This is a genomic window from Clostridium algifaecis, from assembly GCF_017874415.1.
Taxonomy (GTDB): Bacteria; Bacillota; Clostridia; order Clostridiales; family Clostridiaceae; genus Clostridium_B; species Clostridium_B algifaecis.
Genome location: NZ_JAGGLM010000006.1, coordinates 43426 through 68773, shown reverse-complemented (window position 1 = coordinate 68773; position 25348 = coordinate 43426). Strand labels below are relative to the sequence as shown.

At 29.8% G+C, this 25348-nt stretch carries 18 protein-coding genes, 1 riboswitch and 1 other annotated feature; of the genes, 17 read left to right on the top strand and 1 reads right to left on the bottom strand.

Annotated features, from left to right (window positions below; translation table 11 throughout):
- Nucleotides 1-149 precede the first annotated feature (149 nt).
- The 7 genes from uxaC (at nt 150) to J2Z42_RS14435 (ending at nt 9645) form a co-directional block, all read left to right on the top strand.
- Nucleotides 150-1550, top strand: a complete 1401-nt coding sequence (gene uxaC / locus J2Z42_RS06450) for a glucuronate isomerase (RefSeq protein ID WP_209701831.1) — start codon at nt 150-152, stop codon at nt 1548-1550.
- Between the two features lie 50 nt (nt 1551-1600).
- Nucleotides 1601-2971 (top strand): glycoside-pentoside-hexuronide (GPH):cation symporter, encoded by a 1371-nt coding sequence (locus J2Z42_RS06445; RefSeq protein WP_209701830.1) that lies wholly within the window; start codon nt 1601-1603, stop codon nt 2969-2971.
- A 75-nt stretch (nt 2972-3046) separates the two neighbouring features.
- Nucleotides 3047-5536 carry a glycoside hydrolase family 31 protein gene (locus J2Z42_RS06440; RefSeq protein ID WP_209701829.1) on the top strand — a complete coding sequence of 830 codons (2490 nt, stop codon included), beginning with the start codon at nt 3047-3049 and terminating at the stop codon, nt 5534-5536.
- A 200-nt stretch (nt 5537-5736) separates the two neighbouring features.
- Nucleotides 5737-6759: a LacI family DNA-binding transcriptional regulator gene (locus tag J2Z42_RS06435; RefSeq protein ID WP_209701828.1), complete on the top strand. Its 1023-nt coding sequence runs from the start codon at nt 5737-5739 to the stop codon at nt 6757-6759.
- A 92-nt stretch (nt 6760-6851) separates the two neighbouring features.
- The gene (locus tag J2Z42_RS06430) at nt 6852-7805 is read left to right on the top strand and encodes a sugar kinase (protein ID WP_209701827.1); all 954 of its coding nucleotides are present in this window, start codon (nt 6852-6854) and stop codon (nt 7803-7805) included.
- Nucleotides 7806-7944: 139 nt separating this feature from the next.
- Nucleotides 7945-9147 carry a P-loop NTPase family protein gene (locus J2Z42_RS06425; protein WP_245331517.1) on the top strand — a complete coding sequence of 401 codons (1203 nt, stop codon included), beginning with the start codon at nt 7945-7947 and terminating at the stop codon, nt 9145-9147.
- Between the two features lie 39 nt (nt 9148-9186).
- A complete protein-coding gene (locus tag J2Z42_RS14435) occupies nt 9187-9645 on the top strand; it encodes a MutS-related protein (RefSeq protein WP_342590002.1) in 459 nt (152 codons plus the stop codon).
- A gap of 30 nt (nt 9646-9675) precedes the next feature.
- Here J2Z42_RS14435 and J2Z42_RS06420 read toward each other — a convergent pair whose 3' ends face one another.
- Complete coding sequence (locus J2Z42_RS06420) at nt 9676-10548, bottom strand: LysR family transcriptional regulator (protein WP_209701826.1); 873 nt, start codon at nt 10546-10548, stop codon at nt 9676-9678.
- Nucleotides 10549-10991: 443 nt separating this feature from the next.
- A riboswitch (SAM riboswitch) is annotated at nt 10992-11101 on the top strand.
- A 208-nt stretch (nt 11102-11309) separates the two neighbouring features.
- On the opposite strand from J2Z42_RS06420, the gene J2Z42_RS06415 reads away from it, so the two are divergent.
- The 10 genes from J2Z42_RS06415 to J2Z42_RS06370 all read left to right on the top strand — a co-directional run bounded on the left by J2Z42_RS06415 (nt 11310) and on the right by J2Z42_RS06370 (nt 25335).
- Entirely contained in the window at nt 11310-12098 is a 789-nt protein-coding gene (locus J2Z42_RS06415) for an ABC transporter permease (RefSeq protein WP_209701825.1), read from the top strand.
- A 23-nt stretch (nt 12099-12121) separates the two neighbouring features.
- The gene (locus J2Z42_RS06410) at nt 12122-12910 is read left to right on the top strand and encodes an ABC transporter ATP-binding protein (protein WP_209701824.1); all 789 of its coding nucleotides are present in this window, start codon (nt 12122-12124) and stop codon (nt 12908-12910) included.
- 41 nt (nt 12911-12951) lie between these two features.
- Nucleotides 12952-14151: a threonine synthase gene (locus J2Z42_RS06405; RefSeq protein WP_209701823.1), complete on the top strand. Its 1200-nt coding sequence runs from the start codon at nt 12952-12954 to the stop codon at nt 14149-14151.
- A gap of 19 nt (nt 14152-14170) precedes the next feature.
- Nucleotides 14171-15178, top strand: coding sequence for an ABC transporter substrate-binding protein (locus J2Z42_RS06400; protein WP_209701822.1), 1008 nt, complete (start codon nt 14171-14173; stop codon nt 15176-15178).
- 74 nt (nt 15179-15252) lie between these two features.
- The gene (locus tag J2Z42_RS06395) at nt 15253-16524 is read left to right on the top strand and encodes a nickel pincer cofactor-dependent isomerase, group 22 (RefSeq protein WP_209701821.1); all 1272 of its coding nucleotides are present in this window, start codon (nt 15253-15255) and stop codon (nt 16522-16524) included.
- A gap of 156 nt (nt 16525-16680) precedes the next feature.
- On the top strand, nt 16681-17778 hold the full coding sequence (locus tag J2Z42_RS06390) for an Ldh family oxidoreductase (RefSeq protein WP_209701820.1): 1098 nt from the start codon (nt 16681-16683) through the stop codon (nt 17776-17778).
- 56 nt (nt 17779-17834) lie between these two features.
- Nucleotides 17835-18044: a binding site (T-box leader), on the top strand.
- Between the two features lie 59 nt (nt 18045-18103).
- A complete protein-coding gene (gene proS / locus J2Z42_RS06385; protein WP_209701819.1) occupies nt 18104-19540 on the top strand; it encodes a proline--tRNA ligase in 1437 nt (478 codons plus the stop codon).
- Between the two features lie 192 nt (nt 19541-19732).
- Nucleotides 19733-21124 (top strand): dipeptidase PepV, encoded by a 1392-nt coding sequence (pepV, locus tag J2Z42_RS06380; RefSeq protein ID WP_209701818.1) that lies wholly within the window; start codon nt 19733-19735, stop codon nt 21122-21124.
- A gap of 121 nt (nt 21125-21245) precedes the next feature.
- Nucleotides 21246-23102 carry an ATP-dependent zinc metalloprotease FtsH gene (gene ftsH / locus J2Z42_RS06375; protein ID WP_209701817.1) on the top strand — a complete coding sequence of 619 codons (1857 nt, stop codon included), beginning with the start codon at nt 21246-21248 and terminating at the stop codon, nt 23100-23102.
- Between the two features lie 100 nt (nt 23103-23202).
- Nucleotides 23203-25335: a HelD family protein gene (locus J2Z42_RS06370; RefSeq protein ID WP_209701816.1), complete on the top strand. Its 2133-nt coding sequence runs from the start codon at nt 23203-23205 to the stop codon at nt 25333-25335.
- Nucleotides 25336-25348: the final 13 nt, after the last annotated feature.

The following is a 25348-nucleotide window of genomic DNA, read 5'->3' as shown; positions in this document are numbered from 1 at the left end:
TTTTATCTTTATCATGTTATTTGCCCATAACATGATAAAGAATAGCAAAAACGCCTAAAGAAAATATACAAAAATAATATAACACATATTACATTATTTAACAACTTTACAGTTTGCAAAAATTTTATTTTGAAAGCAGGATGATTATATTGAAAAAATTTATGGATGAAAATTTTTTATTGCAAAATAATGTGGCAGTAAAGTTATACCATGACTATGCAAAAAATATGCCTATTATAGATTATCACTGTCACATAGATCCAAAGGAAATTTATGAGAATAAAAAATTTAAAAATATTACTGAGGCTTGGCTCTATGGTGATCATTATAAATGGAGGGCAATGAGAATCAATGGTATAGATGAAAAATATATTACTGGAAATGCAAGCGATTATGATAAATTTATGGCATGGGCAAAAACTATACCTATGACTATAGGGAACCCACTTTATAACTGGACACATCTTGAACTTCAAAGATTTTTTGGAATATATGATGTCTTAAATGAGAAAACTGCACCAGCAATCTGGGAAAAGGCGAATGCACTACTTAATGAAGACGATTTTAGAGCTAGGGAATTAATAAAAAAATCAAATGTTGAAACTATATGCACAACAGATGATCCAACTGATACATTAGAATATCATATAAAAATTAAGGAAGATAAGAATTTTGATGTAAAGGTTCTCCCTACTTTTAGACTAGATAAGGGAATGGAGATAAACTCAAGTAATTTTATTCTATGGGTAAAGAAACTTGGACAAGTATCCAAAATAAATATTTCTAACTATGATGAATTTTTAGATGCAATCGAATCAAGAATAAAGTTCTTTGATTCTGTAGGAGGAAGAATAGCAGACCATGGGTTAAATACAGTAGTATATGAAAAAACTTCAAAAGAAGAAATAGATGACATCTTTGCAAAAGCTATAAATGGTAAAAATGTAAGCCTAGAAGAAGAAAATAAATATAAGACTTATACATTGAAATTTATGGGCAAAATTTACTCTAAATTAGGATGGACAATGCAGCTTCATATGCAAGCTATTAGAAATAATAATACAAGAATGTTTGAAAAGTTAGGAGCAGATGCTGGATTTGATTCTATTAGAGATGGAAGTATAGCTTATCAACTTTCAAGAATTTTAGATTCTTTAGAAGTGGAAAATGCTCTTCCTAAAACTATATTATACTCGTTGAATCCTAATGATAATTACATACTTAGCACGATGATAGGAAACTTTCAAGGAGATTGTATTCCAGGAAAAATTCAGTTTGGAGCAGCTTGGTGGTTTAATGACAACAAGGATGGAATGATTAGCCAAATGAAAGATTTAGCCAATGCAGGTTTGATAAGTAGATTTGTAGGAATGCTTACAGATTCTAGAAGCTTCTTATCATATACAAGACATGAATATTTTAGAAGAATAGTTTGTAATTTAATTGGAGAGTTAGTTGAAAATGGAGAAGTACCGGAAGACATGGAATTATTAGAAAATGTAATTAAAGGAATATGCTATAACAATGCAAAAAAATATTTCAAATTTTAACTAAAAAATTATTATAAAAAGTTATTATATTAAAGAAAGAGGGAAACGATATGGAAAATAAAACAAAACATAAATTAACCTTAAAAGAAAAAATTTCGTATGGTTTTGGAGATTTAGGAAATGGCTTTATGTTTGACTTAGGTCAATCATATCTTCTAAAATTTTATACTGATGTATTAAGAATTCCAGGTGCTGTTGGAGGAAGTGTTTTCTTAATATCAAAAATATTTGATGCTTTTGCAGATACAACTGTCGGAACTGCTGTGGATTCAAGAAAAAATATAGGAAAAAGAGGCAAATTTAGACCATTTATTCTTTTTGCTACTGTACCACTTGCTATTGCTACAGTTTTAACATTTTTAGCCCCTAATATATCAATGGGTGCTAAAATAGCCTATGCATATATAACATATATGATATTTGGATTAGCATATTCTTGTATAAATATTCCATATGGTTCGTTAGCAGCTTCGATGACTCAAGACCCAGTAGAAAGAACTCAATTAGCTTCTTTTAGACAAGCGGGATCTTCAATAGCTTTATTAATAACAGGAATAACTGTAATACCTATAATTTTAAAGTTTTCAGACCCTAAAATAGGTTATCCAGTAACTATGGGTTTAATGGCACTTATAGGTGTAATATTTCATATAATTTGTTATAAGAATACTAAAGAACATATTATAGTTAATAATCCAGATAAGAAAAAAGAATCTTTAAGTATGATTTTTAAAGCACTTTGTTCAAATAAACCATTAATGGTATTGAATTTAATGAGTTTATTAACAATATCTTGTTACAACCTTAAAATAGCAATGATGGTGTACTATGCTCAATATAATCTCGGGAATCCAAAATTAACAGCAACTTTAAACTTTGTAAGTATAGGATGTTCTTTAATAGGTGTTGCAATAATGCCATTTGTTGTAAAGAAAATTGGAAAGAAAGCTACTTATTTACTTGGACTATTTATATGGGTAGGTGCTGATCTAATAAATTATTTACTTCCAGGAAGTGTAACTACATTTATGATACTTTCAGCTATTGCTTGGTTTGGAACAGCTTTTATGAATGGTTTAAACTGGGCATTTATATCAGATGCTATTGAATATGGAGAATGGAAAACTGGAGAGAGAACAGAAGGTATTATTTATTCTACTTATAGTTTCGGAAGAAAAGTTGCACAGGCTTTAGCAGGGTTTATTCCAGGAGTAGTTTTAACTATAATAGGATATGTTCCAAATGTTCAGCAAACAGCAAGAACATTATCTGGACTAAAATCATTAATGCTCTTAGTTCCAGCTATTGGAGCAGGAATAGCTATTTTAGCATTTATATTCTTATATGATTTAACTGATGAAAAATATAAGCAAATATTAGTAGAACTAGAAGAAAGAAAGAGCTCAAAAGTTATGAGATAATTTTTGAATCAATTATAGGATTTATGTAAAAATAAGTTAAAGAAATTTTATTAACTTTATGGAGGAATAAATCAAATGAAAATAAGTAATAAGATTTTGAATATAAAAAACTACGATAATTATTTAGATATTGATACAAATGCAGCTAAATATAGAATTATATTATTAAATGATGAAATTGTAAGAATTCGTTGTACTTTTGATGAAGAATTTCAGGAAGAAGCATCATATGCTTTAGTTATGACTGCATGGAAAGATAAAATGGATAATTTGCTGAAAAATGAAAGGAAAATAGTAGAAGCAATTAGTACTGAATATAAAGATTTAGATACACATATTCAATTATCTACTAAAAAATTAAACATAAATATTTATAAAGAACCTTTTGCTATAGAAATTACAGATAAGAATGGCAATATAGTACAATCAGATCTAAAAGAAAGATCATATGTAAAAGACACTTTAGGAAGGCTTTATCATTATTCATGTATGGAAGATACAGACTATTTCTATGGATTTGGAGAAAAATCTGGATACTTAAATAAGAAAAAGAGAAGAATGAGAATGCATAATGTGGATACTATAGGATATGATTCAGAATATACAGATCCACTATATAAGCATATACCTTTCTATATAAAATTTAATAGTAAAAATAATATAGCTAGTGGAATATTCTATAACAATTCCTATGATTCTACTTTTGATATGGGATGTGAAAGAAGCGGATACTGGAATAAGTATAGTTATTTTTGTGCTGATGGTGGGGATTTAGATATATTCTTTATCTATGGACCTGAAATAAAGGATGTAGTGAGAAATTATACTGATTTAACAGGAAAAACTAAATTACCTCCAAAATATTCTCTAGGATATATGGGCTCAACAATGTATTACACAGAATTAGAGAAGGATTCAGATAAGGCTATTCTACAATTTCTAGATAAATGTAGTGAAAAAGGAATTCCTTGTGATGGTTTCTTTTTATCATCAGGATATACTACTGGAGAAGATGGTAAGAGATATGTGTTTAACTGGAATTATGATAGATTCAAAGACCCTAAGGATTTTGTAAGGCAGATGAAAGAAAAAGGAGCTTCTCTAGCACCTAATATAAAACCGGGTATGTTAACTTCTCACCCACTATACAAGGAATTTGATGAGGCTGGAGCTTATATAAAGGATGAAAAAGAAGAAAAATCTCAAACTGATAGATATTGGGGAGGAAAAGCTTCTTTTGTAGACTTTACAAATCCTAAGGGAAGAGAACTTTGGAAAAAGCATCTAAAAGAATCTTTGGTTTCATGTGGAATTACATCTATATGGGACGATAACAATGAGTATGAAATAAATAAATCAGAATCTATTTGTTGCTTTGAGGGTATTAAGAAAGAAGTAAGTGCTTTAAGACCAATAATGCCAAATTTAATGGCACTTATGGCAAAAGAAACAGTTGAAGAGGTTTATCCAAATATAAGATCATATATAGTAAATAGAGCTGGATTTGCAGGAATTCAACGTTATGCTCAAACTTGGGCAGGAGATAATAATACAAGTTGGAAGAGCTTGAAATTCAATATTCCTGTAATACTTGGGATGGGACTTTCAGGAGTAGCAAACCAAGGATGCGACATAGGAGGATTTTTCGGACCTGCACCTGAACCTGAGTTATTTGTAAGATGGGTTCAAAATGGAATATTTCAACCAAGGTTTTCTATACACTCGTGTAATACTGATAATACTGTTACAGAGCCATGGATGTATCCATCCTATACAAAATATATAAGAAATGCTATAAAGCTTAGGTATAAATTGGTACCGTATTTATATTCATTATTGTTTGAAGCATCTGCAAGTGGATCGCCAATTATGAGACCTTTAATATATGAATTTCAAAATGATAAAAAATTATTAAATGAAAGTTTTGATTTTATGCTTGGAAATTTTATATTGGTTGCCAATGTCCTTGAAAAAGGTGCAAAAACAAGAAAAGTATATTTACCAGAAGGAGCTACTTGGTTTGATTGGAATACAAAACATGTATATGAAGGAGGACAAACGATTGAATTTGAAGTTACATTAGATTCAATTCCTATGTTCCTTAGAAGTGGATCAATTATACCAATTAGTGAGGATTTAATGAATATTCATAATGATTCAGCAGAAAAACTTAAACTTATAATAGAGCCATCACAGGAATCCAGCTTTGTATTATATGAAGATGATGGTATTACCAACAATTACAAAAACAAAGAATATTTAAAAACAATAATATCTATAAAGAAGAATAATGGAGTTAAAATTAAATTTGAGAAAGACGGAAATTATAATAAACAAGTTAAAAAAATGACTATAGATTTAATATGCAAAGATGTAGCACCAGTTCAGATAAGCTTAGAAAATAAAAAGATGTCTATGTTCCTAGATGAAAAGGAATTTGAGGCAATTGAAGAAGGATGGTTCTATGATGCAGAACAAAAAATTGCTAAAATAAAGTATAAAAATATAAATAAAAGTTATGATATTAATATCAACTTTAGTGTAAAAGATTTAATATCTATATAAAATCAAAAAGTATGTTTAAGTCATCATTTATTGATATTTCTGTATTTTTTAATAAAAACAGTATATCATAAAGCGATGACTTATTTAAGTTTACAATTAATATTATTACTAACTTGATAATATTGAATTAACTATTGAAAGCGTTAACCTTACATGATAATATAATATTAGTAAATCGGTTTCTAAAAGAGGTTAAATATATGAAGTCTGAGAAAAAAATTGTAATTGATGATGTAGCAGAAAAAGCAGGAGTATCCAAGTCAACAATCTCTAGATATTTAAATGGGAAATTTGAATTTATGTCACAAAAAACTAGAAAAAACATTGAAAAGGTAATAGATGAATTAAATTACAAACCTAACAATGTAGCTAGAAGTTTAAAACTCAAGAAAAGTAAACTTATAGGAATTATAATTGCAGATTTGACTAATCCATTTTCATCACTGCTCATAAAGGGCATAAGTGATGAATGTAGAAAATATGCTTATAATACTATAATAGCCAATTCAGATAATGACAAAGATAAAGAGAGAGAATATATTCTTTCTCTTATGTCTCAGAATGTCGATGGATTAATAGTAAATGGAACAGGTCATAATGAAGAATTATTAATCGATATACTTAATCAAGGTGTTCCTGTTGTAACTATGGACAGAATTATAAATGATGAAATCTTTGATTCTGTTACTAGTAACAACTACGATATGACATTTAAAACTATAAATTATTTAATTGATTCTGGCTTTAAAAATGCAGCACTTTTTACGCAGTATGTAGATAAAATAAGCGTAAGAATTGAAAGGGAAAGAGCATTTTTAGATGTTTGTAATAGTAGACTTGATAGTTCTAATTTTAATGTATACACCGTAGACAGGAATAACACAGGAAATGTAGAACTTGATTTGTTTGACTTTTTAAATAATTATGAAGGGAGCAAAGTTATATTTGCTATTAATGGAGTAGTACTCTTAAATGTATTGCAATCTATAAATAAGTTTGACTTAAAAGTACCTGAAGATGTAGGAATTTGTGGATATGACAATTGGGGTTGGGCATCACTTATACCACCAGGAATTACTACTATATCACAACCATCTTATGATATGGGAATGAAATCAGCAAAGATATTATTAGACAGGATAAAAGATGGAATAACTGAAAAGAATATATGCATTTATTTAAAATCTAAACTTGAAATAAGAGGTTCAACTGTACTTAAGTGATGGGTATATATTATTTATAAACCGGTTTCTAAAAAACACTTAAAAGTGTTTAGTTGAATATAGAATAATTTATAAAAATGGAGGAATATATGATGAGTGAATTTTTAACTATTGGAGAGCCATTGACATTGTTTGCTGCTAGTGGAGAAAATGAAGTTGATAAGGAATTAAAAGATGTAAAATTCTATGAAAAATTTTTGGCAGGAGCAGAAGTTAATGTATGTGTAGGGCTTTCGAGGCTTGGACATTCAACACAATATATAACTAAAATAGGACAAGATCCTTTTGGATATTTTATAAAGGAGAGTTTAAATAAAGAGAAGATAGGTACGGATTATATAGGTGAGACTGATGAATATTTTACCGGATATCAGTTAAAATCAAAAGTTAGCCATGGAGATCCTGGTATATTTTATTTCAGAAAAAATTCTGCAGCATCTCATTTTTCAGTAAATGATTTAAATAAACTTGATGTTAATGGATTGAAACACATGCATTTGACAGGTATATTCCCGGCATTATCTAAGAATTGTAGAGAATCTGTTTATAAATTATTAGAAATTGCAAAAGAAAATAATGTTAGGATTACATTTGATCCAAATTTAAGATTGCCTCTTTGGAAAGACAAGGAAGAAATGAAACAGGTTATAAATGATATAGCATTTAAGAGTGATATTGTACTTCCTGGAATAAGTGAAGGATTAATATTAACTGGAAGTGACAAGCCAGAAGAAATTGCAGATTTTTATTTAAATAAAGGGGTTAAAACTGTTGTTGTGAAACTTGGAAGCGAAGGTGCTTATGTAAAGTCTAAGGATGGATCATTTACAGTAAAAGGTTTTAAGGTTGAGAAAGTTGTGGATACAGTAGGTGCAGGAGATGGATTTGCTGTTGGACTTATAAGTGGATTACTTGAAGGCTTGGGTATTAAATATGCAGTTCAAAGAGGAAATGCTATAGGAGCACTTGCTGTAATGTCTGCTGGTGATAATGATGGTTATCCAGATAAGGCTCATCTTGATGATTTTATAAATAGCAGAAAATAGAATACAATAATTGATTATAAAAGTATGTTTATTTTAAATAGGCATACTTTTTTTATATTATAAATATGGAATGCTTGATATAAACAAATAACACTGGTAAACTATAGTAAAATTTATTAATTGAGGAGAAATATAAAGCATGAATTTACCAAAAGATATCGTTTTAATATTTTGCTTGGCAGGTGCTGCAGTATCAATACTTGCATGTTCTATAATATCAAACATAAAAAATAACAGGAAAATTAAAAGAAGAATAGAAAGGGAATGGGGAAATAAATTAGATAGAAAATATACTTCTGACAATATTAGTTATATATCAAAATATTTTTATAATAAAAAATGCGAATATAAAGGTAAATTTTTTATAGATGAAATCACATGGAATGATTTAGAAATGGACGAAATATTTAAGTATATAAACAGCACGGAAAGTACACCTGGAGAAGAATGTTTATATGTTATGCTAAGAGAGCCTATTTATGATGATATAAAACTCAAAAATAGAAACAAGCTCATTGAATTTTTTCAAAACAATAAAGAAAAAAGAGAAAAGATTCAGTATAACCTTGCTAAACTAGGAAGGAAAAGGGGATCAGATATAAGTAGTTATTTTTTAAATTATACTCAAAAAAATCAAGAATCTAAATTAATCATATATAGAATATTAAGCATAGTACCATTAGTATCTGTTGGTATAATGTTTTTAAATTTAGGTATTGGGTTAATGTCATTATTTATATCATTTATGATTAATAGTGTATTACATTATTATGTTAAACAGAGAATTGATTATAAATTGAGAGCTTATTCGTATATAATACAAATGATAAAATGCTCAAATTTAATATTAAAGGAAAATATAAAGGAAATTGAATATTATAATAATATACTTAAAAATGTAATAAAGTCAGTAAAGCAATTTAAAAATGTACACTTTGATTTAAATAGTAATAGTACAGATGCATCTGTTATGATTTCTTATATTAATATAATTTTCTTAAAAGATTTAATAAATTATGAGAAGATGAACAAAAAACTTAAGACAGATAATGAGGAATTTAAAACTATTTTTCAAGTACTTGGAATTATAGATAGCTCTATATCAATTGCTTCTTATAGATGCAGAGTAAAAAATTATACAATTCCAGAACTTTATAAATGTGATAACAAAAAAGAGCAGGATATTGTATTAAAAGATGTAAGACATCCTCTAATACCTCATGGTGTAGCAAATTCGATAGATATTTCAGATTCCATACTTATTACGGGTTCAAATGCTTCTGGCAAATCTACATTTTTAAAGACTATAGCAGTAAATTGTATATTTGCACAGACTATATGAACCTGTACTGCTAGTGAATTTAAGACATACTATTCAAAAATATATACTTCCATGGCTTTGAGAGATAATATATTAAGTAAAGAAAGTTACTATATAACAGAAACTAAATCACTTAAAAGAATTATAGACAGTATAGATGAAAATATACCAACTATATGTTTCATAGATGAGATTCTTAGAGGTACAAATACAGTTGAAAGAATAGCAGCATCTTCCCAGGTTCTTAAATATTTGACTTTAAGCAATTGTATATGTATAGCAGCTACACACGATGTAGAGCTCACGTATATACTGGAAAAATATTTTGAAAATTATCATTTCCAGGAAAATATTATAGGCAATGATATATCTTTTGACTATAAAGTACATAATGGTAGATCTACTACTCAAAATGCCATAAAACTTTTAGGCATTTTAGGATATAAAGAAGATATTGTTAAAAAGGCAGAACAAAGTGCCAAAAATTTCTTAAATCAAGGTGAGTGGAAAGCAGAGTAAAATTCTTTTAAATGCAAAACAATCAAAAGATTAATTGCATTTAAAGGTTTCTAAAAAGTTTTTTGAGATATCAGATAGAATTCTGTTTCTTAACCATACTACAGCAGGTCTTGTTTTTAAAATTAAGTCATCTATTTCTATATATTGTAGATTTAAGCTTGGTATAAGTTGAGAAGCTGATTTAGGAACTATCCCTATTCCAATTCCAGAATTTGCCCATAGGAGTACTGCTCTAGCATCTTGATTTTCACATAATATCCTTGGCTCAAATCCAGATTGCTGACATGAATGGATTAACATATCCTTAAATTTTTGGTCTATTATAAGTGGTTTATTTATAAGTTCATTTAAACCGATTTTGTAGTAGTTGTTGTTATTAAAATAATCCCCAGATCTAAAAGCAATTACCATTGGTTCACTTTCAAGCATCAATGACTCGAAAGCTTCCGAATTAAAAGGTGTAAATACTATGCCCAATTCTATAGTCCCTATAGTTAATAATTTTAATATTTCAAAAGTATTGCTTTCTTTTATTTTAAAATTTATATGGGGATACTTTTCGTGAAATTGATTTATTTTTTTTAGCAATATTGTAGTACCTGAAGATGGAACAGTTCCTAGGGACAATATTCCTTTAGAGCCATGTTTTAGATCCTTTAATTCTTTTTCTGTATTTTTAGTTAGTTCTAGAATTTGTTTAGAACGATATTGCAATATTTTGCCGGCATCTGTTATCTGAATCTTTCTGGTATTTCTTTCTATTAGTTTTATACCAAGTTCATCCTCAAGTGATTTTAATTGTTGACTTAATGGGGGTTGAGCTATATGTAATTCTGCTGCCGCTTTAGTTATACTACCCTTTTCGACAATTTTCAAAAAGTATTTGAGCTGTCTAATATCCATAAAATAATCCTTCCTCACTTTATTTATATGTTTTTCATATCAATTCTATATATTTTAAGTATTTGATATATGTCTATGTGTTTGATATAATCATATATGAAATCAAGAAATTATAAAAGTAATATTTATTAGATTTTAAAAATAAATTATTTTATGCAATGAAGGAAAGAGTAAATTAAGAAGAATTCCAAGAGAGAGATCTTTAATGAGCTGGAAGAGATCTTGAATATTATTAATTGAAGTGCACTCTTGAGCATTTAAGTATAAGAGTTACTATAAATTTATTTTATAGTAAACAGAGTGGGACCGCGGAATTAATTCTGCCTTTGTATTTATAGGGGGAGAATTTTTTATATTCTTAATTAAAAAATTAAATATTGTTAATATTGACAAAGTGGAATAAATGATTTAATATTATTAAATAAAATTAAATTATAGTTATTCTCTTATCAAGAGAGGTAGAGGGACTGGCCCTATGAAACCCGACAACCGGCATTTATATGTATCGGTGTCAATTCCTGCAGAATAAGTAATTTGTTCTGGAAGATAAGAAAAGTAGTTGAGTTAATTGAGTTTTTAACTTGAATTTCAAGCTGTTTTTCTTATACGAAAAACAGCTTTTTTAATTAAAATAAGTTTTAATTACTATGTAAGATATCAATTAAATAAGATAAAACTTATAGAAATAATAATTTGAATATTTTATATATTACAAAATTTATTTATTGAATTTAATATAATACCAAGAGAGGTGAATGAAAATGAATATAAAATTTGATTTGAACAAAAAAATTAAAATGATAGGAAACATAGCTATTGCATTGGTAGTTCCGGTAATAATAATATTACTATGGCAGGTTTTAAGTGATAAAGGACTTGTTAAGCAATCTGTTCTTCCTTCTCCTCATACTATATTTTTAGCATTTATAGATATGGTTAAAAGCGGAGATTTGGCAAGAAATTTATCCATAAGTATACTAAGAGTTGTAAAAGGATATTGTATAGGAGCATCTTTGGGTATAATTTGTGGTATATTGATTGGATTGTTCAGAATAGCAGAAAAAGCTGTAGATTTGCTTATAGGTTTTTTAAGACCAATACCTATTGTAGCATGGGTTCCTGTACTTATACTGTGGATGGGAATAGATGAAGCTTCTAAAATAACTGTAATAGTAATTGGAAGTTTCTGGCCTATACTCATAAATACTATTTATGGTATAAAAGGAGCAGATAAAAAATATTTGGAAGTTTCTGAAATATTAGAAAAAAATAAGCTTGAAGTACTTACAAAAATAGTTTTCCCATCAGCTCTTCCATCTATTTTTACAGGACTTCGAATAGGAATTGGGAGTGCATGGATGAGTGTTATTACAGCTGAAATAATTGCAGCTACTTCAGGTATAGGATATTCAATATCATATGCGAGGGAACTTTCGCAGCCAGATGTCATGTTAGTTGGGGTTTTTTCAATAGGTGTGATTGGATTTTTAATAGATTACATGATAAAAAAATTACAAGTTTTAGTTATTAGATGGAATGTAAATAGTTGAAATTAAAAAAGAGGTGCAAAGTTATGAATGATAAAAAAACTTTAAAATCAATTGAAATACAGAATCTTAGCAAGACTTTTAAAATAGATGGTGGAAATTTTAATGTATTGAATAATATAAGTTTATCAGTCAATCAAGGAGAATTCTTAAGCATTGTTGGATCTAGTGGATGTGGCAAGAGTACTTTGCTTAGAATGATAGTTGGTTTGGATAGAAATTATTCAGGTAATATATTATCATATGGAGAATCTATTAAAGGACCTAGAGTAGATCGTGGAATGATTTTTCAGGAAGCACGACTTTTTCCGTGGCTTACAGTAGAAAAGAATATAGCTTTTGGACTTAGTAGAAGAGTATCAAATTCTGAAAAAAAAGAATTAGTCCACAAGCAGCTTGAATTAGTTGGACTTACTAGTTTTGCAAAAGCATATCCTGATCAATTGTCAGGTGGTATGAAACAAAGAATAAGTATTGCTAGGGCTCTTATAAATAAACCTAAGCTTCTATTATTAGACGAACCATTTGGTGCTTTAGATGCAATGACACGTATTAATATGCAGCAGGAAATTTTAAAAATATGGGAAAAAGAAAATACTACCATGATACTTGTAACCCATGATATAGATGAAGCTATATATCTTGGCGATAGGGTAATAGTTCTATCCAGCAGACCAGGAACAATTAAGAAAATAGTGCCTGTTGAATTATCAAGGCCTCGTGATAGAAGTGGATATGATTTTACATGTATTAAAAGCAAGATATATGATGAATTTTTTACTAAAGTAGAAAATCCATTTTCATATAATATATAAATTAACGATATAAAAAATATAATTTTAAAGGAGTAGTTATTATGAGTTATTTTAGTTATTTAGAATGTTCAAAGTGTGGAAAAAAATATTCAATAGATGAGCCACATAATTTATGTGAGTGTGGTGGTCCATTACTTGTAAGATACGATTTGGAAAAAATAAAAAAGAATGTAGACAAAAATGTATTTAAAACTAGAGAAAAAGGATTATTCAGATTTAGAGAACTATTGCCAATTGAAGATGAAAAAAATATAGTAACTCTTGGTGAAGGAGATACTCCTGTACTTAAAGCCAAAGATTTAGGAGAAAGAATAGGGTTAAAGAATTTATATATTAAGGATGAAGGACTAAATCCTACAGGAACATTCAAGGCAAGGGGAGCTGCAGTTGGATTATCAAAGGCTAAGGAACTTGGAATAAAAACAATAGCAATGCCTACAGCAGGTAATGCAGGAGGAGCATGGTCAGCATATGCTGCTAAAGCAGGAATTGAACTTGTAGTTGCTATGCCTCAAGATGCACCTGATCTGGCTAAAAAAGAGGCATTTATATATGGCTCAAAAACTTATCTTGTTAAGGGATTAATATCTGATGCTGGCAAAATAATAGCTAAAGGTGTAAAAAAATACGGATGGTTTGATGCAGCTACACTTAAAGAACCATATAGAATTGAAGGAAAAAAGACTATGGGGCTTGAAATTGCAGAATATTTTAATTGGGAATTTCCAGATGCAATACTTTACCCAACGGGTGGCGGTGTGGGAATAATTGGAATATGGAAAGCTTTCCAGGAACTTAAAGAACTTGGATGGATTAAGGACAAGGTTCCAAAGCTTATTGCAGTTCAATCGGAAGGATGTAATCCTATTGTAAAAGCATTTAATGAAAATACAGAAGCTTCTGAATTTTGCACAAATGCAAATACTATAGCTGGAGGAATACGTGTACCTAAAGCTCTTGGAGATTTTATAGTTTTAGATGCAATTAGAAAGAGCAAAGGGACAGCAGTTGAAGTAAAAGATTCTGAAATTGTTGAATCACTTGATTTATTGGCAAAGACTGAAGGGCTGTTTATATGCCCTGAAGGAGCTACATTAGTTGCAGCAGTAAATAAATTGTTTAAGACAGGTTTCTTAAAATCAGATGAAAAAGTTGTACTTTTGAATACAGGAAGTGGATTAAAATATCCTAATTTGGTTGAAGAAAAACTTCCGGTAATTGAAATTGATGCAGATATTTAAAATAAGGAGAGTGAATATTATGAAAAAAGTATTTTCTATAGTTTCAATATTATTAATAAGTTTGTTTGCTTTTTCAGGATGCGGACAAACAAGTGGTAATTCTGGAAATAATACAAAAAAATCTCCATCGAAACTAAAAGAGATTAATATAGGTTATCAACCTGGAATAAATCATGCACTTTTAATTATTGCCAAAAATAAAGGATGGTTTAATGATGAGTTTAAAAAAGATAATATAAATATTAAATTTCAAAGCTTTGTATCTGGACCACCTATGGTTGAAGCGTTTGCAGGAGGAAAACTTGATATAGGAGAAGTTGGAGATCAACCTGCCATTCAGGCGAGAGCAAATAACACTGATGTTAAAGCTATTGGAGTTTATGCAGCAGGTTATAGATTAAATTCAATACTTGCAGCAACTGGTTCAAATATAAAGTCAGCTAAAGATTTAAAAGGAAAAAAAGTGGCAGTTACGGTTGGTTCCTCTGCACATATGCTTCTTTCTAGGTATTTGGCATCAGAAGGACTTAAACAAAGTGATATACAACTTGTTAATTTACAGCCGCCTGATATAAAAACATCTTTTACATCAAAGAACATTGATGCGGCAATTGTTTGGGAACCATATGCATCTTCTATTGAAGCTGAGAATACAGCTCACATAATAGGGGATGGAACTAATCTTAAATATGATGTAAATTTAATTATGGCAAATAATGACTTCGCTAAAAATAATCCTGATGTAATAAAAAGAGTATTGAAAGTCTACGAAAAGACGGAAAAATGGGTCAAAGCAAATCCAGATCAGGCAGCTGATATTATATCAAAAGAACTTAAGTTAAAAAAGGAAATTGTAGCAAAAGGTCTTGCTAAGGAAGACTTTGATATAAGATTAACTGATGAAGTTACAAAATCACTTACATCAACTATTAAAACTTTAAGACAAAATAATACTATAAGAAAAGATGTAGAGGTAAATGACCTTATAGATAAAACTTATATAAAAGATTCTGGAATACAGCAATAATAGATTAGCCTTAGTACATTTTAATATGGACTAAGGCTAATCTAAAAATATTAATTATTTAGAAGGTGTATAATGTGGAGTCTCTTGATTTAAGTAAATTTTCTAAAATAGAATTGCCTAAATTCTTAAAAGTAAGACAAAATTTTAAAAGGGATAAAATTGAAAATGTTAGTGATGAAGTGAAAAAACAGATTATGCCATATATAAATAGCTTGAGAAATAAAAAAATTGCAGTAGGTGTAGGGAGCAGGGGAATAGCAAATATAAATATAATAACGAAAACAGTCATAAACTGTCTAAAAGAGGCTGGAGCCAGACCATTTATAGTTCCTGCTATGGGAAGTCATGGAGGAGCTACAGAAAATGGACAAATAGAAATTTTGAATTCTTATGGAATTTCAGAAGAGACTATGGGTGTTAAAATAGATGGATCTATGGACACAAAAATTATAGGAGAATATGAACCTGATTTGCCTGTATATTTAGCTAAAAGTGTGCTTATGGCTGATGGTATAGTGATAATACCAAGGATAAAACCTCATACAGGATTTAGAGGAAGAGTAGAAAGCGGAATTTGCAAAATGTTATCTATAGGACTTGGAAAACAAATAGGAGCGGATTCAATACATAGTAAAGGATTTGGAAGATTTTCAGAACTTATACCCGGGATTGGATGTATGATAGCAAAAAAAATCAATGTATTATTTGCCTTAGCTATAATTGAAAATGCTTATGATGAAACTTATAAAATAGAATTTATAAATAAAGATGAGATTATTCAATTAAAAAGAGAAGAAGCTTTATTGAAAGAAAGCAGAGATCTTATGGCAAAAATACTTTTGCCCAAATTTGATGTACTTGTAATAGATGAAATAGGAAAGAATATAAGCGGAAATGGACAAGATCCTAATGTAACAGGATTATATTTTACAAAATATGCTAGTGGAGGACCTGAATTTAAGAAATGTGCAATACTTGATATAAGTAAAGAATCTCATGGAAATGCTAATGGTGTTGGAGTATCGGATGTAATTACTAGAAAGTTATTTGATAAGATAGATTTTATATCTATGTATACTAATTGCTTTACTAGTACATATATGGAACCTGCAAAGATACCTATGGTTGCGGCAAATTCAGAAGATGCAATAAAAATTGCAGTAAAAATTTGCAATGGAGTAAAGATTGGTGAACATAAAATTGTGTGGATTAAAAATACAATGAAATTAGATAACATTATAGTTAGTGAACCACTTTTAGAAGAAGTGAAATTGAACCCTGATCTGGATATTCTGACAGAAGCTGAGGATGTTAAGTTCTATAATGGAGAACCAAAATTTAAGTAAAAAAGTTAGGGCTATAATAAATGCAGTGGAAAATAATATAAAAAAGTATTATTATAATAGTTAATTGATAATATAATTTGGGGCTGGTATTAAATATTTTTATTTGATAAAGCGTTAATGTAATGAAGAATTTAATACTATTTTAGGAGGAATAATATGACATATTCAAAAGTTAAGTATGAAAATTTAAAAGAACTGTGCGATTTGGTTTTTGAAAAGTTTGGATTTAGTGCAGAAGATAGTCAGTCAATAACAGATGTTTTGTTATTAGCAGATTTATATGGTATTGAATCTCATGGAATCCAGAGACTTGTAAAGTATTACAGTGAGATAAAAAATGGACTTATAAATGTTAGCTCAGATGTAAAGATAGTCAAAGAAACACCTGTATCTGCAACTATTGACGGACAGGCAGGCATGGGCCAGCTTATTGGTAAAAAAGCTATGAACCTGGCAATTAAAAAAGCTAAAACATCAGGTATGGGGATGGTAGTAGTTAGAAATTCAAATCATTATGGAATTGCAGGGTATTATGCCAAAATGGCTGAAGAGCAAGGACTGCTTGGAATATCCATGACTAATTCACCAGCTGTTATAGTTCCTACCTTTGGCAGAGAAGCGATGCTTGGAACAAATCCTATTGCAATATCTATGCCGGCTGAACCTTATCCATTTCTAATGGACATGGCAACAAGCGTGGTTACAAGAGGAAAAATTGAAGTCTATAATAAGAGAAAAGAACCACTTCCACTAGGGCTTGCATTAAATATTGATGGAGAAGATACAGAAGACCCACATGATATATTATATAATGTACCAAGAAAACTTGGTGGGGGATTGCTTCCACTTGGTGGATCTAAAGAATTGACAGGTGGGCATAAAGGATATGGATTTGCTCTTGCAGTTGAAATGTTTACTGCTATTTTGTCTGGAGGATTTACAGGAGATAAAGTTCATTTGGACGGAAAAGGTGGATCAGGGACATGCCATTATTTCTTTGCAGTAGATTATGGAATATTTGGAGACAAGAAGGATATTGAAGAGAGCTTTTCTAATTATTTGAAGAAACTCAGAGAATCAAAGAAAGCTAAAGGTGCTGCAAGAATATATACTCATGGTGAAAAAGAAGTTGAAGCTTATAATGATAAAATGAAAAATGGAATTCCAATGAATGATAGCACTCTTAAGGAAATAAGTGATATATGTGAGTATTTCGATATAAAATTTAATGACTATATAAAAATATTAAAATAAATATACTATTGACAATACAGGATTCATATTTTAATATAAAATATGAATTTTAAATATGAAATACAAAGAAGAGGATTAGTAGAAATTCAATCTATTTTAGAGAAGAAGCGGCAGCTGAAAGCTTCTAATGGATGATTTTGAACCTACCCTGGAGTTCTGCAATGAAAGTTGCAGCGGTATCCTGCCGTTAAAGTTTGAGAGAATGTATTTAATATGAGATATATTAATCAGGGTGGCACCGCCGATGTATAACCTCGGTCCCTTTATTGGGATTGAGGTTTTTTTGTAGTGAAAAATATTATGAAATAAATTAGGAGGCAATGTAATGTCAAAGTCAAAAAAGTTGGTAAAAGAAATAACATCAAGAGATGAGGATTTTGCACAGTGGTATACGGATATAGTAAAAAAAGCTGAATTAGCTGATTATTCAAGTGTTAAGGGATGTATGATAATACGTCCATATGCTTATGCAATGTGGGAAAGCATACAGAGTTATTTAGATAAAAAGTTCAAAGAAACAGGACATCAAAATGTATATATGCCAATGTTTATACCAGAGAGCCTGCTTCAGAAAGAAAAAGACCATGTGGAAGGATTTGCACCAGAGGTTGCATGGGTTACACATAGTGGAGACGAGGAACTTACTGAAAAATTGTGCGTAAGACCTACTTCTGAAACATTATTTTGTGAACACTATGCAAAGATAGTTCAATCATATAAGGATCTTCCAAAACTATATAATCAGTGGTGTTCTGTTGTAAGATGTGAAAAAACAACACGTCCATTTTTAAGAACAACTGAATTTTTATGGCAGGAAGGTCATACAATTCATGAAACTAAAGAAGAAGCTGAAAATGAAACTAAGAGAATGTTAAATACTTATGCTGATTTATGTGAAAATGTGCTTGCAATACCTGTCTTAAAAGGTAGAAAAACTGAAAAAGAAAAATTTGCAGGTGGAGAAGCTACATATACTATAGAAGCACTTATGCACGATGGAAAGGCTCTTCAAGCAGGTACATCCCATTTCTTAGGACAAAATTTTGCAAAATCCTTTGGAATGCAGTATTCAGATAAAGAAGGAAAACTTCAGTATGTGTACCAGACTTCATGGGGAGTAACAACCCGTTTAATAGGAGCTATAATAATGGTACATGGTGATGATAATGGACTTGTTGTACCACCAAGAATAGCACCAATACAGGTTATCATAGTTCCTGTAGCCCAGCATAAAGATGGAGTTCTTGAAAAGGCAAATGAGCTTAAAGATAGAATTGCAAAGATTGCGAGAGTTAAACTTGATGATAGTGATAAGATGCCGGGATGGAAGTTTAGTGAGTATGAAATGAAAGGTGTTCCAATTCGTCTTGAAGTTGGACCTAGAGATATAGAAAACAATCAGGTTGTACTTGCAAGAAGAGATACAGGAGATAAAATAACAGTTTCAATGGATGATTTAGAGACTAAAATACCAGAACTTTTAGATGACATACATAATAATATGTTTGAGAAAGCTAAGAAAAATGTAGAGGAAAAAACACATACAGCTGTAAATATGGATGAGTTTAAGGATATAGTTGAAAATAAAACTGGATTTGTAAAGGCTATGTGGTGTGGAGATAGAGAGTGTGAGGACAAAATAAGAGAAGAAACAGGAGCTACTTCAAGGTGTATGCCATTTGAACAAGAAGAAGTTTCAGATACATGTGTTTGCTGCGGCAAGAAAGCTAAGAAACTTGTTTACTGGGGAAGAGCTTATTAATATAATTTACAATAGATAATAATTTTGCGTAGGTAAAGGCAGAAAGTATTGGTATCCAATGATTTTCTGTCTTTTTAATATAAAACCTGTAAAATTTTTCAATTAATTATTATATTGTGATATAATAATTTTTGTTAGTATAAATATTAAATTGAATTAATGCATAATTAAATATAGATTGGAGTTTTGATTATGGAAATAGACAGTAAAGTTGAAGAAATTAAGGAAGACATGATAAAATCTATTCAAGAAATTATTAAGATAAGAAGCGTAAGTGATGAGGAAAAGCCAGGAAAACCTTTTGGAGAAGGAGTATCAAAAGCTCTTGACAAGGCACTTGAAATTGCGGGAAAGCTTGGATTTAAAACTACAAATTTAGATGGGTATGTTGGATATGCAGAATACGGTAAAGGCAAAGATTATGTAGGAGTGCTTGGACACCTTGATGTAGTACCTGAAGGAAAAGGATGGAAATATCCACCTTATGGAGCTGAAATACATGATGGGAAAATGTATGGAAGAGGAACTATGGACGATAAAGGACCTATAATAACTACACTTTATTCTCTTAAAGTTATAAAGGATTTGAAATTACCTATTTCAAAGAGGGTTAGAATTATATTTGGAACAAATGAAGAAAATGGATGTTCTGAAATACAATATTATAATGATAGAGAAAAACAGCCTGTTCTTGGATTTACTCCAGATGGAAACTATCCTATTATATATGGAGAAAAGGGTATAACTACATTTAATCTGGTTAAAGAATTAAATAAAAAATCTCATGGAGACATAGTTATAAAATATGTAGAAGGTGGAGAAAGGGCAAATGTAGTTCCTAATTATTGTGAGGCTGGGTTAAAAGCTAATGATAGAGCCTCTGTAATAAATTCTATAGAACAGATTTCAAATAAAAATAAATTTGACGTAAAAGTAGAATCGAAAGATGACTTAATTATAATTGGAGTTAAGGGACTTGCAGCTCATGGAAGTACTCCGGAACTTGGAAAAAATGCAGTAATGCAGATGTTTAAATTGCTGGGAGAACTAAAGATAGAAAAATGTGATTCTATGTCTGTAATAGATTTTTTTAATAGATATGTAGGATTTGAAACTGATGGAAAATTTTTTGGAACAGCACTAGAAGATAAGGAATCAGGGAAACTTACCTTCAATGTAGGTGCAGTTCATATGAGTGAAGATAAAGTTTCTTTTGCTCTTAATTTGAGATATCCTGTAACACTTAAATATGATGATATGATGAATCCATTTAAAAAGAGAATTAAGGAGCTTGATTTCAAAATTGAAGATATGGTGCATCAAAAACCATTGTTTTTCCCTGAAAATCATCCCCTTATAAAGAAACTGAAAAAAGTGTATGAGGAACAAACAGGAGAAAAGGCTGAATTACTTGCAATAGGGGGAGGTACTTATGCTAAGGATATGGATAACATAGTGGCATTTGGGCCTATTTTCCCGGGAGAACCTGAAACAATACACAATGCAAATGAATATATAAAAATTGATGATATAATTAAAAATGCAAAAATATATGCCCATGCTATATATGAACTGGCTAAGTAATTTGAGTATAGGTATTTTTAAACATTCCATTAAATATTATAATATTTTTGTTAATACTATATAGGAAAATAATATTTATTGTTATAATATAAATGTAGATGAAATAAAGTGGAGGCTAGATATGTTCAATAATAAAAAGTTTAATGGAAACAAATTTAAATATGCTATATACTATTCTTTAATTATAGCCATAGTGATATTTGTATTGAACGATTACATAAATGGGATGAAATCTGAACGTATAGAGTATAGTGATTTTGTAAACTATATAAATCAGAATAAAATTTCTGAAGTACAAATAACTAAGGATAAGTTGTTAATTACTCCTAAAGAAGATAGCGGAGGGAAAATTTTATATACAGAAAGAGTTAATGATCCAGATTTAATTAAGAAATTAGACAATGCTAAAATAAAATATGGAGGAATGCCAGAGGAAAATTCGGCTGTAAAGAATATTCTTACAGGATGGGTAATTCCGTTTTTAATACTTGCTTTTTTAGGAAGACTGCTTTTTGGAAAACTCGATAAAAAAATGGGCAGTGGAGTGATGTCTTTCGGTAAAAATACTGCTAAAATTTATGCTGAAAATGAAACTGGAGTAAACTTTAATGATGTTGCAGGACAGGAAGAAGCAAAAGAATCACTTATTGAAATAGTTGATTTTCTTCATAATTCGCAAAAATATGTGGCTATTGGAGCTAGATTGCCTAAGGGTGCACTTCTTGTAGGACCGCCTGGAACAGGTAAAACACTTCTTGCAAAAGCGGTAGCGGGAGAAGCTAAAGTGCCGTTTTTCTCCATATCAGGATCTGCATTTGTGGAAATGTTTGTTGGAATGGGTGCTGCAAGGGTAAGGGATTTATTTAAACAGGCTCAGGAAAAAGCACCTTGTATAGTGTTTATTGATGAAATAGATGCTATAGGTAAGAGTAGAGACGGCAATATGTCTGGAAATGACGAAAGAGAACAGACATTGAATCAGCTTCTGGCTGAAATGGATGGATTTGATTCTTCAAAAGGAGTAGTTATACTGGCTGCTACAAATAGACCGGAAGTTTTAGACAAGGCTCTTTTAAGACCTGGAAGGTTTGATAGAAGGGTAATAGTTGATAGACCTGATTTGAAAGGTAGAGAAGATATACTTAAAGTTCATATAAAAGGTGTGAAAATTTCACATAATGTAGATTTAAATTCTATAGCAAAGGCTACTCCTGGAGCTGTAGGAGCTGATCTGGCTAATATAATAAATGAAGCTGCACTAACTGCAGTTAAAAATCGAAGAAATGAAGTTGAACAGAATGATCTTGAAGAAGCAGTAGAGGTAATTATAGCAGGTAAAGAAAAGAAAGATAGAATACTTTCTGAAAAGGAGAAGATGGAAGTTTCTTTTCATGAAGTGGGTCATGCACTTATAGCTGCATTACTTAAACATACAGATCCTGTTCATAAGATAACTATAGTTCCAAGAACTATGGGTGCACTTGGTTATACCATGCAGCTTCCAGAACATGAAAAATATTTAAATACCAAGGAAGAAATGTTAGATCAAATATGTGTTATGTTGGGTGGAAGATCTGCTGAGGAAGTAAAATTTAGCAGTATATCTACCGGTGCTGCAAATGATATAGAAAGGGCTACTCAAACTGCAAGAAGTATGGTTACTATGTATGGAATGAGCGACAAGTTTGACATGATGGGACTTGAATCTATACAAAACAGATATTTGGACGGCAGGCCTGTGCGAAATTGTAGTGCTGAAACTTCAACAATTATTGATAATGAAACTTTGAAAATAATAAAGAAAGCTCATGAAAAGGCAAAAGGTGTCCTTTTAGATAATATTGACCTTTTGAATAAAATAGCTAATACTCTTATAGAAAAAGAAACTCTTATGGGAGATGAATTTATGGCTATGGTGCATGAATATCAAAAAGAAAATGGCAAAGAGATTACTGTCATTGAAGACTCAGACGTTTAAAAAACGACATATAATATCCACTTTAATTCTCTAGAATTTAAAAGTGGATATTATATATTATTCAGAGATTTTAATATTTTATTAATGTGGAGATATGATTATGAAAAATAGTGAATTGGAAAATGAACTTAAAAAGGAAATTGAGATAAACAATGAAAAAGACAAATTAAGTGAAGTCATAAAAGAAATAAACGATCAAATTTTAATGTTTATTAGTGCTAGAAAAAAAGTTGCAAACTTTATCTTAAATTATAGAGAAAAGAGTTTAGAAGAGTATAAATATGATGAGGATAAGAAAATAGAATATTTTAACCATGAGTTGTTTATAAAGGAAGAACAATATAAGGTTATAGATAAAAAGTTGAGAGAGTTCAATATTCTAAAAGATTACCCCTACTTTGGAAAAGTTGATTTTGAAGATAAATATGGAAAAGAAAATATATATGTAGGTAGATTTGGAATTACTGACATGAATGAATGTACACCAATTGTAGTAGACTGGAGATCACCTGTAAGCTCTTTATTTTATCAGGATAAATTGGGGGAAGCAAAATATAATGCTCCTGAAGGTGAAGAAGATGTAAATATAATTTCTAAAAGGCAATTTATTATAAAAAAAGGTAAACTTACAGGAATGTTTGATTCAATATTAAATGTAAAGGATCAGATACTTCAGTATGTTTTGAGTAAAAATGCGAATGAGAAATTAAAAAATATAGTTATGACAATACAGAAAGAACAAGATGATTTGATAAGGCAGCCAAGAAAAGGAGTTGTAGTTATAGATGGAGTGGCAGGAAGTGGTAAAACTACAATAGCACTTCATAGAGTAGCATATCTCCTTTATAATTATAGAAGTGAGCTTCAGAATAAAGTACTTATATTTGGCCCTAATAGTATATTTATGGATTACATTTCCACAATACTTCCGAGTCTTGGTGAAGAAGGGGTAGAACAGACTACCTTTAGAAAATTTGCTTCTCAAATAATTGAGATAGATGGAATAATGGACTTTAAAAGGTATATGGAAAATGTGCTGCAAAACAATTGCGAATTTACGAAAAAAATTAAATATAAGAGATCCATGGAATATATTAATGCGATTGATAGCTTGATAGATAACCTGAAAAAAAATTATTTTAAGGTTTCTGATGTAAAATTTTATAATAAAGTTTTAGTTGAAAAGTCAGAAATAGAAGATATGTTTAATGTATATTTTAAAAAAATGCCTCTTTTCAAAAGGAGCAGTAGAATAATTCGTATAATATATTCTAAAATAAAAGAAGAGAGAAATATAAGGGTAAGAAAAATACAAGAAGGTTATAATTATCTAATAAAAAGTATGACAGAAGAAGAACTCAACATCAACGCAGCAAATCTTGAATTCAAAGAGAAAAATGAAATTAGAAAAGTAGTAGAAGAATCTCTGAAGATTAAAAATGAACAATTAAATAGGTTGAAAAATCCTGATGTTATTGATATATATAATGATTTTAATGGAAATCAGGAACTTATATATGAAGATTTAGCACCTATACTTTATATGAAAATTGAGCTGGAAGGATTAAAATATAAGGAACATTTAAGACATATAGTAATAGATGAAGCTCAGGATTATTCACCTCTGGAATTTATAGTTATAAGAAGACTTACAAATTGTAAATCATTTACTATAGTTGGCGATGTAAGTCAGAGTATTTTGCCATTTAAAGAACAGACCGCAATGATTAACTTGGAAAATTTATTTGATGATGTGGATGTAAAAAAATTTCTGCTTAAAACCAGCTATAGATCCACAAATGAAATCATGAAATATGCGGATAAATATGTAAGCTCAAACAAATTATCTGTAGGAGTGAGAAACGGTGAAAAAGTTGATGAATTTAAAATTGATAATTTGCCTGAACTTGCAGAAAAAATAGTTAAGAACATTATGGAACTGAGAGATGAAGGTTATGAAAGTATAGCCGTAATATGCAGATCTTTAAAAGAAACTGAAGCATTAAGCAAACTAATTCAGCAAAAGATACATATAAATGTTTTTGACAGGGAATATATGATATATTCAAAGGGAGAAATAATAATTCCAAGCTATTTTGCAAAGGGATTGGAATTTGATGCAGTTATAATGATAGATAATTTTTCAAATGATAGTGAAGACAAACTTAAATACATTATGTGTACGAGAGCCTTGCATAAATTATGTGTATATAAGGCTCACGGTGTATTTTAAAGCTAAATTTTTC

Excerpts from the sequence above, each read along its gene's own strand:
- J2Z42_RS06445 (WP_209701830.1), top strand. The coding sequence starts at position 1,601 with ATGGAAAATAAAACAAAACATAAATTAACCTTAAAAGAAAAAATTTCG.
- J2Z42_RS06440 (WP_209701829.1), top strand. The coding sequence starts at position 3,047 with ATGAAAATAAGTAATAAGATTTTGAATATAAAAAACTACGATAATTAT.
- J2Z42_RS06435 (WP_209701828.1), top strand. The coding sequence starts at position 5,737 with ATGAAGTCTGAGAAAAAAATTGTAATTGATGATGTAGCAGAAAAAGCA.
- J2Z42_RS06430 (WP_209701827.1), top strand. The coding sequence starts at position 6,852 with ATGAGTGAATTTTTAACTATTGGAGAGCCATTGACATTGTTTGCTGCT.
- J2Z42_RS06425 (WP_245331517.1), top strand. The coding sequence starts at position 7,945 with ATGAATTTACCAAAAGATATCGTTTTAATATTTTGCTTGGCAGGTGCT.
- J2Z42_RS06420 (WP_209701826.1), bottom strand. The coding sequence starts at position 10,548 with ATGGATATTAGACAGCTCAAATACTTTTTGAAAATTGTCGAAAAGGGT.
- J2Z42_RS06415 (WP_209701825.1), top strand. The coding sequence starts at position 11,310 with ATGAATATAAAATTTGATTTGAACAAAAAAATTAAAATGATAGGAAAC.
- J2Z42_RS06410 (WP_209701824.1), top strand. The coding sequence starts at position 12,122 with ATGAATGATAAAAAAACTTTAAAATCAATTGAAATACAGAATCTTAGC.
- J2Z42_RS06405 (WP_209701823.1), top strand. The coding sequence starts at position 12,952 with ATGAGTTATTTTAGTTATTTAGAATGTTCAAAGTGTGGAAAAAAATAT.
- J2Z42_RS06400 (WP_209701822.1), top strand. The coding sequence starts at position 14,171 with ATGAAAAAAGTATTTTCTATAGTTTCAATATTATTAATAAGTTTGTTT.
- J2Z42_RS06390 (WP_209701820.1), top strand. The coding sequence starts at position 16,681 with ATGACATATTCAAAAGTTAAGTATGAAAATTTAAAAGAACTGTGCGAT.
- proS (WP_209701819.1), top strand. The coding sequence starts at position 18,104 with ATGTCAAAGTCAAAAAAGTTGGTAAAAGAAATAACATCAAGAGATGAG.
- pepV (WP_209701818.1), top strand. The coding sequence starts at position 19,733 with ATGGAAATAGACAGTAAAGTTGAAGAAATTAAGGAAGACATGATAAAA.
- ftsH (WP_209701817.1), top strand. The coding sequence starts at position 21,246 with ATGTTCAATAATAAAAAGTTTAATGGAAACAAATTTAAATATGCTATA.
- J2Z42_RS06370 (WP_209701816.1), top strand. The coding sequence starts at position 23,203 with ATGAAAAATAGTGAATTGGAAAATGAACTTAAAAAGGAAATTGAGATA.